Genomic DNA, 13,170 nt, shown 5'->3' with positions numbered 1-13,170 from the left:
TGTTTATGGTTGTGTGGTTACTCCCATTATAACACGAGTTGCTTTATGTGTCATTATTTTTTCCATGTGTTGCACTTATATTGTAAATCTATCATGAATATACCCCGTCAGTATTTACATTTTTCTTTAAGAAAAAAATATTTTTATAACTCATAGTAACTCTCCCACATATTATTGGTAATTGTACTACAATCCTGCCATCAATATCAGCAACCTTATCCCCATTTACACAGAAAACCGCTTTCCAGTATCAAGTTAATTATAACAATACGTATTCAAAGCAATATCGTTTTCTTTCATAATCAAACGTGGTATTTATTTTTATCGTATTGTTCCTAAACATTTCCTGTAAACACATTATTATCGCAGCCTGCAGACCTTCTTCCTGATAATCACATGGATTATATCTGATATTCGTCAAGGCTATTATTATTGCTTCATCTTTGCCCACATCACAATTATCAATTATCTCTTTATACATCATTTTTATGCCTAATTTAATATAATTGCATTCCCTGTCATTAAGCATCTCAGGTATTTGGCAAAAGATACACCCTTGTATATGATGAAACTGTTCCAAAGGAACATTGGTTATACTAACAATGTCTAAAGAGCCCTTTATATCTATTGCAATGCCCCATGTTGATTTGATTACCCTGTATGAATATTCGATTTGAAATGCCATAACATTCTCCTTTTTATAATATCAAATTATTTAAAATTAAGCAATTCATATATTAGATAACTAAAATAATGCTCTACTCCATAATTTGTTCCACGCTGTAAATGATCATATCCATGATTAGGAGTACCACCATATAATCTGCTATATCTCATCATAAATATGTCAATTTGATCCTGCGGTAAAGCATCAATATTTAGAGATTTTAAATTATCTAAATTAACTGAGAATTCAACAATTCGCGCACTCGGATCTCTTTTTATTATACTTTGCAAATATTTCTCTGCTTCAGCCCTAGTTTCCCATGCATACACTCCTTCTCCTAACGCTGCTCTACTATCCTCTGTTGGCCAAGGAGTTCCGCCATTTAAAAGTCTGAATTCATCAGCCTCACTTTGAACCGTATAAAATGATGTTGAACTTGATGATTCAGTTGCACCGTAATTAGAAGCAGAACACAATCCTGCCGCTAGTGCTAACAACGAAATCATACCTAAACATAAAAATGCAACTGCTGTAAAATAATTATGATTTTTTAATTCTACTATTCCCTGACACAAACTAATAAATGTACCAACTATACCAGATGCTATTGACAAAACTTTAAATACACTTGCCAATGCAGGATATACTATTGGAATAGCCATAGCATAAAAGGAAACTATTCCAAATAAAGCTCCTATGCAAACGCCAGCCAAAAAGCCTTCTATAATAGCATTTCCGAAGTCCCAAATATTAAAATCATTTATGCTTACTAATCCGTCTAAATATGCCGCAGCATTTATTGTAGCCATACAAATGCCACTAATTGCAGCAGACACACATACCATTTCACCAAGAGAAGTATATCCACTTGGATCAGAATACATCACAGGATTAGCATTAGCATACAAATACTTATGCAAACTTATAGGGTCAGAAATTGAACCCGCATAACTATCCTGCGAAATAAACCTACCCGTAGAAGTATCCATATATCTCGCACGCAGATAGTACAGCCCCGTAGTCTCGTCAAACTGCTCGCCGCAATAACGGTAGCAATTCTTGGTAGAGCCTGTAGATTTAAGAAGATTACCAAAAGCATCGTAGGAATAGGTATCAGTTACAACGCCACTTTCATTTGCCAAACCAACAACAGAGCCGTGTCCGTCATAAAGATATACAGACACATTGCCGTCACGTTCCTGCGAAATAAGGTCAGCTCCGATGGTATAGTATGCCTGCACCGAACCCTCAGAACCCATCTCTGCCAGAACATTGGTAAGGCTTGAATTATCATTGAGGTACTTTACATACTCAGTAACTCCGTCACTTCTGTGTGTTGTTTTAGAAGTTCTGTTGCCTGAATAATCGTAAGTGTAACTTTCCTCAATAACAAGCGAGCCGTTCTGAACAGTTGCCTTTACAAGCTTGTTTTCAAAGTTGTACTCATAGAGTGCAGACTGTGCAGAGCCAATCACACGAATGAGATTTCCATTTAAATCATACTCATAAGATGTTTCGGAATCTGAAACAAGCTGGTTAAGTGCATTATAAATGTAAACAGTTTCTTCACCGTTTACAGTTTTCAAGATTCGGTCGTTAGTGCATCAGCAACGTTGATAAATCCAAACAAAAATCATAGTGATAAAGACTTTCTTGACACTATTCTGTTATAGTAATTTATATCTATTTTTCTTAGCAAATCAAGTGCAGCCTTTCGATAATTATTTTTATATGTTTGCAAGGTATAATTAACAACACCATCCCATATTATTTGAAATATCAACTCCTCTCTTGTACTAAATGTTTCTTTATTTTCCACACCATGAATATTAAGGTAATACACAATATAAGATTGTTTTTCAATGGCAATATATACTCCAAATGGGTCTGTAAATTTTATGTCAAAATGCAGATGATGAAAAAACAAGTCATCAATTGTATATCCACAAGTACTAAGTTTTTTGTTGATTTCGTTTAAAATTTTATTATATTCATTTTGTTTAAATGATATCATTTTTCACTCACCCTACTGGTATTAAATACCCATTATCAATTAGCCATTGAAGTGTATTAGGAAGATTATATTGAATACCACCTCCACATGAATTGCCCCATGGAGCAATAATTGCAGCCTCTGCATCTACTATTGGCTTTATTACAATAAATTCCTGATATACTGAAGGATCAGTATTTGGGGGCAATGAAAGTTGAGACGATGATGCTCCTGGTTTAGTAACAAATGTACTAGTTGGCGTAATATTACCGTATCGTCCTATTCTATCACCAGGATTTAGAGTTACCACTTTTTCTGTTCCAGGAACAGCTCCATTATTGGGCGGATAATTTATTTCACCATTTCTTTTGTACCAAGAATTTTGTCTATCCGACGCTGATGTAGTATTTGAACCATTAGTTGAATTTGATAGATATGATAAGCTTATAGTAGTAAACCCAGTAATCAAATAGAACAAGCAGAAAAACCATGAACAAATTGCAATGCCCCACTGCCCGGCAGCTGCAGCATTCTGACCATCTATATAACAACCATATGCAAGACTAAAATTAATCGAAACTGCCACACCCGCAATTATGCCATACGCAATAAATGTTGCGGCACAAATTCCAAAAAGAGCGCCAAAAATTACACCATTCAATATATTGGCTAAATTCTGCATAGGTGATAAATCGGATTTAAATTCGCCTGTAGTCACCAAGTTGCGAATAATGCTGACTGCATTGGGCACGATCAATCCTGAAAGTGCTCCTATTACAGCTCCTCTTACCGCCAAACCAGCCATCGACATATACCCACTCGGATCAGAGTAAGTCACAGGATTACTATTTGCGTATAAATACTTATGCAAGCTAACAGGGTCATTTATTGTGCCCTGATATGTATCCTGCGAAATAAACCTACCCGTAGAGGTATCCATATATCTCGCACGTAGATAGTAAAGCCCAGTAGTCTCATCAAACTGCTCGCCGCAATAACGGTAGCAATTCTTGGTAGAGCCTGTAGATTTAAGAAGATTACCAAAAGCATCGTAGGAATAGGTATCAGTTACAACGCCACTTTCATTTGCCAAACCAACAACAGAGCCGTGTCCGTCATAAAGATATACAGACACATTGCCGTCACGTTCCTGTGAAATAAGGTCAGCTCCGATGGTATAGTATGCCTGCACCGAACCCTCAGAATCAATCTCTGCAAGAACATTAGTAAGGCTTGAATTATCATTGAGATACTTTACATACTCAGTAACTCCGTCACTTCTATGTGTAGTCTTAGAAGTTCTGTTGCCCTGATAGTCATAGGTATAGCTTTCTTCAGTAACAAGTACACCGTTCTGAACAGTAGCCTTAATGAGCTTGTTTTCAGCGTTGTACTCATAGAGTGCAGACTGCGCAGAGCCAATAACCCTTACAAGATTTCCGTTAAGGTCGTACTCATAAGAAGTCTCGGAATCTGAAACAAGCTGATTTAAAGCATTGTAAACATACTCAGTAGCAGAACCATTTTCGGTTTTCAAGATACGGTTGCTTACGTTGTCATAAGCATAGGTATAAACAGTTACTTTCTCGCCCTCAGTGATTTTCTCACTCGTAAGGCGGTACAGAGAATCATAGCTATACTCAACAGTGCGGTCAAGCTCGGTCACAGACTTGCGCTCGCCTGCTGCGCCGAGAGTATAGGTATATTGTACTACAACATTATTCTCGCTGTCAACAGTTTTTTCACAAACAAGTCTGTTGAGCAAATCATAATCGTAGGTCGTGGCAAGACTATTCGCATAGCAAACAGCGGTTCTGTTGCCGTAATATTTAACAAACGCTTATTATTTCTTATTTTTAAACACCCAATGAACCCAATCACTTATGAAAAAATATAAGCATTTACATATTATAGGTATACTCCCGTAATCAAGCAATAACGGTATAAAAATCATACCCCCACTCTGCTCTTTCAATGTCAACAGCACTGCTATAGCACCAAACACACCTCCGGCAAATGGGAAAACAGATGGACATTCAATTTTTTTTAGTTGTTTTATCAATATAATTCCATTCTTAATTATAAAGTATAATGAAAACAACCCTAAAATAGCAACAACAGCAATCTCAGCTCCACTCATAATAGCTATCTCCTTTTATCGGGCTAATTATCAGAACCAAATATAAGTTCGATTAAATAGGCAACTATTGGATATTCAGCAGAGTAATCATAATTAGAAGCACCTGGAAAATATTGTCTCTGACCAAAGATCCATTTCCAACCAGAATCTATTCCTTTTTCTTGTGGCCAAGTGAGATCATTAACATTAGCCCATGCTGATTCACCAGTACTACTGTATTGAGTAAAACCAACTTTTGAATTTGTAGGATTTGGATCCCATTTAAACGAAAATAAAAAACTCTTAAAGCCTTTTTTACCATACATCACCCAGTCACCATATTCCAATCCGGGACGTCCCCATCTGCATATTGGTACTTGACCGTCGTTAAGATAGATGCTAGACAGTTTTTTCATTCCTGATAATCCTAATAATGAACAGCGGTGCGGTTTCCGTTTGCATCATACTCATAAACAGTTGCATGACCATTGCGGTCAAATACTCTTGTAAGCCTGTCAAGCAGGTCGTATTCATAGAAAGTTGAACCGAAAGGTGTTGTGACCTTTGTAAGCCTGCAAGCGTTATCATAAGAATAGCTTACATTATTCCCGTCGGGATAATCCACACGGGTCAGACCTTCCATAAGGTCATATGTGAACATGGTTGTGCCTGTGCTGTTATTGTTGGTTTGGCTTGAACGTCTGTAGTGATAAATTCCATGCTAACTCAACGCTTACCAAACAGTCTGCAAATCTTTGACAACAATTTATTCTGTCGCCTTAGCACTTTACTGCTATGGACTGATTCTTCTTTTGAATCAGTTGACTTTAGTTTTCTATTTTCTCTTATCCACTCATTCATTACCCAAACAAAATTATCTCTTGATATGATATCTGATGAAAACAAATCATTCTCATCTCCCTCACAATCTATATCGCACGTAATTTGAACAGCATCACATGATATTTCTACGCTATAAGCATCACCTGAAAAACTATAGTTTTCGTTTTTCATAATCTTTTCAAATTTTCTATAATCTTCTCCAAACATTAATTTACTGTCACAAAACAAAAAGCCACTCAATTGTCTATGTGATGGTATAAATTCAAAAGATATACACTTTAAATCTCTAATATTCATTTTATGAATCACATATTCTATCATACAAATTTATCTACATCTCCTTTTAGTATACAGGGAATGCACTAATTATTTCACCTGTACTCATATCAATAAACATTTTGATTTCCATACCATTAGCATCATATCCAATATATGTGTTACGTGTTCCTTGAACAAATTGTCTATTGTTATACGCTTGGTTAATTGAATTTACTACTTCTTGAGCAGACATTTTTTCTGGGAAAAATGAAGATACCCCATTGTTTCCTGTTTTAGGCACATCATTTACAGTAACCTTACCTGTATAAACACCATTTGAATTAGGCGTACTTCTTGTTTCCGGTATCACTTCTCCTTTTGAACATGGCATTCCCTCATAATGATATCCTGTGGCTGCACCTCTTCTATTTATTTCTCCATAAAATATATGACCAATAGCTGAACTCCTAAAATTGCCAATATTTTTAAAGCCAAAAATTTTTGTCCAATTGGATCGCTGTACATAACAGGATTTGAGTTTGCATACAAATATTTATGCAATGAAACAGGATCATCAATCGAACCCTCATAGCTGTCCATAGTAATGAACCTACCCACGGAAGGATTCATATATCTCGCACGGAGATAATACAAACCTGTTACAGGGTCAAACTGTTCGCCACAGAAAAGGAAGTCATTCTTTGTACTGCCAACACTGCTAATAAGGTTGCCGAATGCGTCATAGACATACTTATCCGTAACCTTGCCATTCTCATCAGCAAGCGCACGTACAGAGCCGTGTCCGTCGTAAACATAGTACGACTTCTTTCCGTCACGTTCTTGAGAAATAAGCTCATCGCCACGTGTGTAGAAACACTTCTCCGTACCATCATAGTTCATCTCAGCAAGGACATAGGTAAGCTCGCCGTTTACATCAAGCAGATACTTTGTGTACTCGCCCTCGGAACTCTTTGCAATACGGTTTCCTGCATAATCGTACTTGTATTCTTCAACAGAAACATTGTTTCCACTCTGAACAGTTGCACGTACAAGGCGGTTTTCTGCATTGTAAACATAAAGTGCAGACTTTGAGGGAGATGTCATTCTTACGGTGTTGCCGTTAAGGTCATACGCACAAGAAATTTAGTCAAAAGGTGCTGTAATACAAATCAGACAGTAAGTATAAACATGAGTATTAACATGCACATTTTTTATTCAGAGTATTCCTTATATGTAAAATCATTATTAAAGTCATAAAGTCCTTTCATTTTACAATCTAAAAAATAATATAAGAATTCAGAAAGCGACATATTAAATTCATAAAAGTCATTATCACAATATGCAATCACACTATAACCATCCAGATAATAATTCCAAAAGAAATTGCAATCATCGGTCCTACCCCAATAAATCAGTCCTGTACCATTTTTGTAAAAATGATACGGATACCCAGTACCACAGCTCATTAACTTTAACCTAATTTCATCATCGTAGCAGTTCAATGAAATGTAATTTTCTCCCCCCGAGACCACAATACCATTTTCAATTTTTATAATCACATCCTTCATTCCAAATGAATCTTGCATTTCCTTTAAATCTGTCATTATTTCCTCATTATCTAAAGATTCCTGAAAATATTCGTCAATCCCATCTTTATGAAAAAAATTCACCACTTTAACATAATTATCAAAGCTTCCATATCCGAAAGCATTTATATATTCATAATAATCCTCAGGTAAACATACTCCTAAGCGACTTTCAACTATACCCTTTACATCATAATCCACAACGCATTTAGGATTGTACTTATCTATAAGCAAATCCACATAACTAGCATTAGAATCAAAAAAGTTGTTCATTATATCACTTCCTTTTTTCTTTATTTAAATACGAGTACAACATAATAACAACGCCTTCAATTTAACATTTGTAATCTTACCTTATCATACGTTCAAAAATATCGTATTTGTAAAATTTAAGTTGAAAGGAGTTGTGACCTTGAAAACATTATCGCAACTTTAAGCCATATATAAATTTCGTCTGGATAATCAAATTTGTCATATTGTTAATAAAGCTATACTGCCACAACAATTTCAAACTTACAGCCCTTAATTTTATTATCTCTTATCAAATCATAAACTTTTTTACTAATAATTAGTTTAGGGCTGCCATACCAACCTGGTCCAAATTTTTCAACAGACAAATTAAAATCACTTGCTGACTTAATCTCATTAAGTTGATACCTAACATATGATAATGGAAGAATATGATGTCCTTTGCATAACAAGCAATATCCTTCCAATATATTAACAGGCATTGACTTATCAATGGGCGGCATTATACTTTTCACCCGCATATGCCATGCAGGAAAATCATTTTTTATTTTGTTATTGTAATGATATGCCGGATAAAACTCTACACCAGTAAGTACTGATTCTTCAACCAAAATTTTCATCTTGTCAGAAACAATTATTTCGTTGTTGCATTTCATCGAAGTAGCAATATCCTTTCCACGAAACTCTGCCTTGTTAATATAAATGTCACCCATCGGAATATATTGATGAACGCCACATTTTTCACAATAAAAATCAGAGAATTTCGTCTGATAACATTCTGTATAATCCCCTTTACCGTATATCGGCAATTTCATCTCAAATAAACTTGCTTTTGACATTTCAGTTTTTGAATATTTCATGCCATATGTATTTTCAACGGCATTATATCCATATTTCTCTGCCATCATTTTAATATTCTGGTAAGCAAATCCACCATATTCAATTTTAGCATAGCTTGGTTCAAAATGTCTTATCTTTTTTCTATCTATATTTAATTCATCTGCCAACATATTAAGTCTTAAATCATGATCATTATAATAATCCACCAATGGATATAACATGAAAATTCTGTACTCTATCATATTATTTGTACCACCTATCGAGAATATTTCTCTATGAATTCAAGCAATATTTCTACTATTTCAGGGAAATCCCTATATATATTTTTTACCGCTTGAATTAAAACTTCTTTTGTTGCACTTTGTGTCGTTAACTCTACTGAAGCATTGGAATATGCTATAGCTTGCCGCCATAATTTTGTAAATACTTGATGCAATGTATGCGGTAGTGGAAGCGAGGGAATTTTCTCTTGACCAATTTTAAATAAATTTGCAAAACGTTTTTCAATAAGATGATGAATTTCAAACCCTGCATTTTTTAAAGCTTTCCTAAATTCCTCATATGTTAAAACGCCATATTTTTCAATTAAATCCTTAACCTGCTTGACAAATTTTCGCCATTCATCATCGTCATTATTAGATCCACCGCTTCCAGTTCCAGTATTTTCAATAGCATTATCAATTACCGAATCCCTTGCTTCATCATTTGCATCTGATGAGTTGGTTGAATCATCTGCAATACCGCTAACATTATCCAAAAGAACATCAGTAATTATATATGTCGCCAGTACAATATTAAATATGGTTACAGCAACGGCAAGAATTTTCATACCAATTCTCATTGCAGACTGATTTGACATTTGGTATGAAACATCAAGAATGGCTTCACCAGTTGTTCCCACTTCCAAATCCTCAACTGTCAAATATCCACTTGGATCAATATTCATTACAGGATTTGATCTGCAATACAAATACTTATGCAAGCTAACAGGATCATTTATTGTGCCCTGATATGTATCCTGCGAAATAAACCTACCCGTAGAAGTATCCATATATCTCGCACGGAGATAATACAGCCCAGTAGTTTCATCAAACTGTTCGCCACAGTAACGATAGTTATTTGCAGTAGTGCCTGTGCTTTCAATAAGATTGCCAAACGCATCATAAACGTAACTGTCAGTTACAACACCACTCTCATTTGTCAAACCAACAACAGAGCCGTGTCCGTCATAAAATAAACAGACACATTGCCGTTGCGTTTCTGACTAATACGATCATTAATATGGTGAATAATAAGTTTATTTTATATATATTAGTGCACGACTTTTCACCTCATTTTCTTCGCAGATATATACACATTTAAGATCATTATTTATCAGTATTTTTCTTAATGCCGAATATAATTGCTTATTGCCCTTTATATTTATTTGGTCCACACTGACATTTAACGTGACTTCCACATCATTTTCGTCAGAAACAATTAGTATCAAAACATCATTGTATATTTTGTCCAAAAACATATTACTGACAAGTATAGTTCCTGTATTTGCATACGAAAAAAAATCATTCAATGAATATTTCTCTTGAAAAATCATATCTCCTTTTTCCCTATCATACAAATGTGAATGTATGACATTTTTCTCAGATACTTTTAAATCAGACTTCAATAGTCTATCAACATATGAACTAGATAATCCTTCAAAAACAATATCATAATATTCCATAATTTTAATATCCTCTTATTGATCTATAAATCCTTTAAATGTTCCATCCATATTTATTCTAACACCTCTGCCATCAGGTAACGTCTTTTCCAAGAAATAGGCTCCATTAGGTGCTTGATTTACAGTAAACTCTCCTTCAGCATCAAGTATTTCATTTAAATGCTTCAGCGCTGTTTCATTTATTTCGTCAGATCCACCTTTAATCCGTCCCCAGATTTCCGGATGGCGTCCAGCGTGTTTTTGTAAAGCATGACCAGCGATTGTTTCACCACCTTTATGCGGTTTATTGGCTGATTCAACTATTTTATCATTATTCACACGGTCATTTGCATTTAAATCATTTGAATTAGTGTTTGAATTATTCTGATTCGTATTTGAATAATCGAGATTGCTTGCCAAACTAATAGTAGTAAATCCAGTAATCAAATAGAACAAGCAGAAAAACCATGAATAAATTGCAATGTCCCACTGCCCATTAGCCGCAGCATTTTGTCCATCAATGAAATACTTATATGAAAGTCCAAAATTAATCGAAACTGCCACACCTGCAATTATGCCATACGCAATAAATGTTGCGGCACAAATTCCAAAAAGAGCGCCAAAAATTACACCATTCAATATATTGGCTAAATTCTGCATAGGTGATAAATCGGATTTAAATTCGCCTGTAGTCACCAAGTTGCGAATAATGCTGACTGCATTGGGCACGATCAATCCTGAAAGTGCTCCTATTACAGCTCCTCTTACCGCCAAACCAGCCATCGACATATACCCACTCGGATCAGAGTAAGTCACAGGATTACTATTTGCGTATAAATATTTATGCAAGCTAACAGGGTCATTTATTGTGCCCTGATATGTGTCCTGCGAAATAAACCTACCTGTAGAGGTATCCATATATCTCGCACGGAGATAATACAACCCCGTAGTCTCGTCAAACTGCTCGCCGCAATAGCGATAATTATTCTCAGTCGAGCCAGTAGAAGAAATCAGATTACCAAAAGCATCATAAGCATACGTATCAGTAACCTTGCCACTTTCATTAACAAGTCCAACAACAGAACCGTGTCCGTCATAGAGGTAAATTGAAGTTTTGCCGCTTCGCTCCTGCGAAACAAGGTCAGCACCAACAGTATAGATAGCTACAGCATTGCCCTCAGAATCAATCTCTGCCAGAACATTGGTAAGGCTTGAATTATCATTGAGGTACTTTACATACTCAGTTACTCCGTCACTTCTATGTGTAGTCTTAGAAGTTCTGTTGCCCTCGTAGTCATAGGTATAGCTTTCCTCAGTAACAAGAACGCCGTTCTGAACAGTAGCCCTTACAAGCTTGTTTTCAGCGTTGTATTCATAGAGTGCAGACTGCGCAGAGCCAATTATCCTTACAAGATTACCATTAAGATCATACTCATAAGATGTTTCGGAATCCGAAACAAGCTGGTTGAGTGCATTATAAGTGTAAACAGTTTCTTCACCATTTTCGGTTTTCAAGATGCGGTTGCTTACGTTGTCATAAGCATAGGTATAGGCAGTAACCTTTTCGCCCTCGGTAATGGTTTCCGAAGTCAAACGGTACAGAGAATCGTAAGTATACTCAACAGTGCGGTCAAGCTCGGTAACGCTCTTGCGCTCCCCTGCTGCGCCGAGAGTATAGGTATATTGTACTACAATATTATCTTTGCTGTCAATAGTTTTTTCACAAATAAGTCTGTTGAGCAAGTCGTATTCATATGTGGTAGTAAACCCATTGGCATAATGAACAGCGGTGCGGTTTCCGTTTGCATCATACTCATAAACAGTTGCATAACCATTGCGGTCAACTACTCTTGTAAGCCTGTCAAGCAGGTCGTACTCATAAGCTGTAGCGCCAAAAGGTGTAGTAACAGCAGTCAGACGGCAAGCGTTATCATAGCCGTATGCCACATAATTCCCGTCGGGATAATCCACACGGGTCAGACCGTCCATAAGGTCGTATGTGAACATAGTTGTGCCTGTGCTGTCGGTAACTGTGGAAATTTTTCCGTCAGTGGTGTAAGCAAAGCTTACCGTGCCGTCGGGTGTTGTTTTACTTGAAACCCTGTCAAGACTGTCGTATGTATAGCTTGTAATATTGCCCGCATAATCGGTGGAGGTCAGAACATTTCCGCTCTTGTCATAGGTGGTGTATGCGGAATTTCCGAGAGCGTTTGTGGTCTTTACAACTCGTCCGAAATCATCATATGCGTATACGGTAACATTGCCGTTTCCGTCGGTAACGGAGGTCATATTGCCCACTTCGTCATAGGTGTAGCTTGTGGAAATGCCCTGCGCATTTGTCACACGGATAAGCCTGTCTGCACCGTCATATACATAATATGTGTTGTAGCCGTGCTGGTCGGTCTGACGGGTAACACGTCCTCTTGCATCATATACGGAAGACACACTTGTGCTGTCGGGATATGTGGTCTTAATGCGGTTGCCGTTGTCATCATAGCTGTAGGTGTATGTCCTGCTCATGGGGTCGGTCATACTCTCAAGCTGGGACTTGGCATTGTAGAAGAACGCTGTGCAGTTGCCCAGTGCATCAACAATAGCTGTATTTCTGCCTATCTTGTCATACTCATAATAGGTCACTCCGCCGCTTGCTATCTTCCAACTCCCCCGTATTTTTCAAATTCCTGCGTATGACCTCTCGGCACAAAAATCATGCGTCCTCTCATTTTCCTCAATATATGCAACCGGGTTGAATCGCCCAAACAACCCGGTTGCAACGAAAGAAAGGAGAATAAATTTACACAACAATATTACCAAAATCATGACGCACAAAACAGAAGTGCATCATCAGGAGAATCTCTGATCCGGTTGCTCATATCTCATCACACCTTTCACTTAAATGTTTTTCCCGTTCTG

Annotated in this window: 15 protein-coding genes; all 15 read right to left on the bottom strand. The window is 36.6% G+C overall.

Annotated elements, in window-relative coordinates:
• Positions 1–259: 259 nt before the first annotated feature.
• The 15 genes from OCV68_RS12415 to OCV68_RS12345 all read right to left on the bottom strand — a co-directional run bounded on the left by OCV68_RS12415 (position 260) and on the right by OCV68_RS12345 (position 12,894).
• A complete protein-coding gene (locus OCV68_RS12415) occupies positions 260–685 on the bottom strand; it encodes a hypothetical protein (RefSeq protein WP_262573108.1) in 426 nt (141 codons plus the stop codon).
• A 26-nt stretch (positions 686–711) separates the two neighbouring features.
• The gene (locus tag OCV68_RS12410) at positions 712–2,253 is read right to left on the bottom strand and encodes an RHS repeat domain-containing protein (protein WP_262573105.1); all 1,542 of its coding nucleotides are present in this window, start codon (positions 2,251–2,253) and stop codon (positions 712–714) included.
• 47 nt (positions 2,254–2,300) lie between these two features.
• The gene (locus OCV68_RS12405) at positions 2,301–2,681 is read right to left on the bottom strand and encodes a hypothetical protein (protein WP_262573102.1); all 381 of its coding nucleotides are present in this window, start codon (positions 2,679–2,681) and stop codon (positions 2,301–2,303) included.
• A 7-nt stretch (positions 2,682–2,688) separates the two neighbouring features.
• Entirely contained in the window at positions 2,689–4,326 is a 1,638-nt protein-coding gene (locus tag OCV68_RS12400; protein WP_262573101.1) for an RHS repeat-associated core domain-containing protein, read from the bottom strand.
• 177 nt (positions 4,327–4,503) lie between these two features.
• Positions 4,504–4,800, bottom strand: coding sequence for a hypothetical protein (locus tag OCV68_RS12395; protein ID WP_262573099.1), 297 nt, complete (start codon positions 4,798–4,800; stop codon positions 4,504–4,506).
• Positions 4,801–4,823: 23 nt separating this feature from the next.
• Positions 4,824–5,126 carry a hypothetical protein gene (locus OCV68_RS12390; protein ID WP_262573096.1) on the bottom strand — a complete coding sequence of 101 codons (303 nt, stop codon included), beginning with the start codon at positions 5,124–5,126 and terminating at the stop codon, positions 4,824–4,826.
• A gap of 80 nt (positions 5,127–5,206) precedes the next feature.
• The gene (locus OCV68_RS12385) at positions 5,207–5,440 is read right to left on the bottom strand and encodes an RHS repeat domain-containing protein (protein WP_262573093.1); all 234 of its coding nucleotides are present in this window, start codon (positions 5,438–5,440) and stop codon (positions 5,207–5,209) included.
• A gap of 65 nt (positions 5,441–5,505) precedes the next feature.
• On the bottom strand, positions 5,506–5,943 hold the full coding sequence (locus OCV68_RS12380; RefSeq protein WP_262573091.1) for a hypothetical protein: 438 nt from the start codon (positions 5,941–5,943) through the stop codon (positions 5,506–5,508).
• Between the two features lie 22 nt (positions 5,944–5,965).
• On the bottom strand, positions 5,966–6,313 hold the full coding sequence (locus OCV68_RS12375; protein WP_262573115.1) for an EndoU domain-containing protein: 348 nt from the start codon (positions 6,311–6,313) through the stop codon (positions 5,966–5,968).
• On the bottom strand, positions 6,310–6,984 hold the full coding sequence (locus OCV68_RS12370; protein ID WP_262573089.1) for an RHS repeat domain-containing protein: 675 nt from the start codon (positions 6,982–6,984) through the stop codon (positions 6,310–6,312). Before OCV68_RS12370 ends, OCV68_RS12375 begins: the two co-directional genes overlap by 4 nt.
• Positions 6,985–7,091: 107 nt before the next feature.
• Positions 7,092–7,739: a hypothetical protein gene (locus tag OCV68_RS12365; RefSeq protein WP_262573087.1), complete on the bottom strand. Its 648-nt coding sequence runs from the start codon at positions 7,737–7,739 to the stop codon at positions 7,092–7,094.
• 215 nt (positions 7,740–7,954) lie between these two features.
• Complete coding sequence (locus OCV68_RS12360) at positions 7,955–8,797, bottom strand: hypothetical protein (protein WP_262573084.1); 843 nt, start codon at positions 8,795–8,797, stop codon at positions 7,955–7,957.
• A 14-nt stretch (positions 8,798–8,811) separates the two neighbouring features.
• On the bottom strand, positions 8,812–9,759 hold the full coding sequence (locus OCV68_RS12355; protein ID WP_394803513.1) for an RHS repeat-associated core domain-containing protein: 948 nt from the start codon (positions 9,757–9,759) through the stop codon (positions 8,812–8,814).
• A 93-nt stretch (positions 9,760–9,852) separates the two neighbouring features.
• Entirely contained in the window at positions 9,853–10,278 is a 426-nt protein-coding gene (locus OCV68_RS12350; protein WP_262573082.1) for a hypothetical protein, read from the bottom strand.
• A 15-nt stretch (positions 10,279–10,293) separates the two neighbouring features.
• The gene (locus OCV68_RS12345; protein WP_262573080.1) at positions 10,294–12,894 is read right to left on the bottom strand and encodes an RHS repeat domain-containing protein; all 2,601 of its coding nucleotides are present in this window, start codon (positions 12,892–12,894) and stop codon (positions 10,294–10,296) included.
• Positions 12,895–13,170: the final 276 nt, after the last annotated feature.

Origin of the sequence: Huintestinicola butyrica (genome assembly GCF_025567215.1) — a bacterium.
Taxonomy (GTDB): Bacteria; Bacillota; Clostridia; order Oscillospirales; family Ruminococcaceae; genus Huintestinicola; species Huintestinicola butyrica.
This window is presented reverse-complemented; position numbering and strand designations above follow the sequence as displayed.

Coding starts and splice junctions, on each gene's coding strand:
- OCV68_RS12365 (WP_262573087.1), bottom strand. CDS start 7,739: ATGAACAACTTTTTTGATTCTAATGCTAGTTATGTGGATTTGCTTATA.
- OCV68_RS12385 (WP_262573093.1), bottom strand. CDS start 5,440: ATGTTCACATATGACCTTATGGAAGGTCTGACCCGTGTGGATTATCCC.
- OCV68_RS12350 (WP_262573082.1), bottom strand. CDS start 10,278: ATGGAATATTATGATATTGTTTTTGAAGGATTATCTAGTTCATATGTT.
- OCV68_RS12380 (WP_262573091.1), bottom strand. CDS start 5,943: ATGATAGAATATGTGATTCATAAAATGAATATTAGAGATTTAAAGTGT.
- OCV68_RS12405 (WP_262573102.1), bottom strand. CDS start 2,681: ATGATATCATTTAAACAAAATGAATATAATAAAATTTTAAACGAAATC.
- OCV68_RS12415 (WP_262573108.1), bottom strand. CDS start 685: ATGGCATTTCAAATCGAATATTCATACAGGGTAATCAAATCAACATGG.
- OCV68_RS12360 (WP_262573084.1), bottom strand. CDS start 8,797: ATGATAGAGTACAGAATTTTCATGTTATATCCATTGGTGGATTATTAT.
- OCV68_RS12370 (WP_262573089.1), bottom strand. CDS start 6,984: ATGACATCTCCCTCAAAGTCTGCACTTTATGTTTACAATGCAGAAAAC.
- OCV68_RS12395 (WP_262573099.1), bottom strand. CDS start 4,800: ATGAGTGGAGCTGAGATTGCTGTTGTTGCTATTTTAGGGTTGTTTTCA.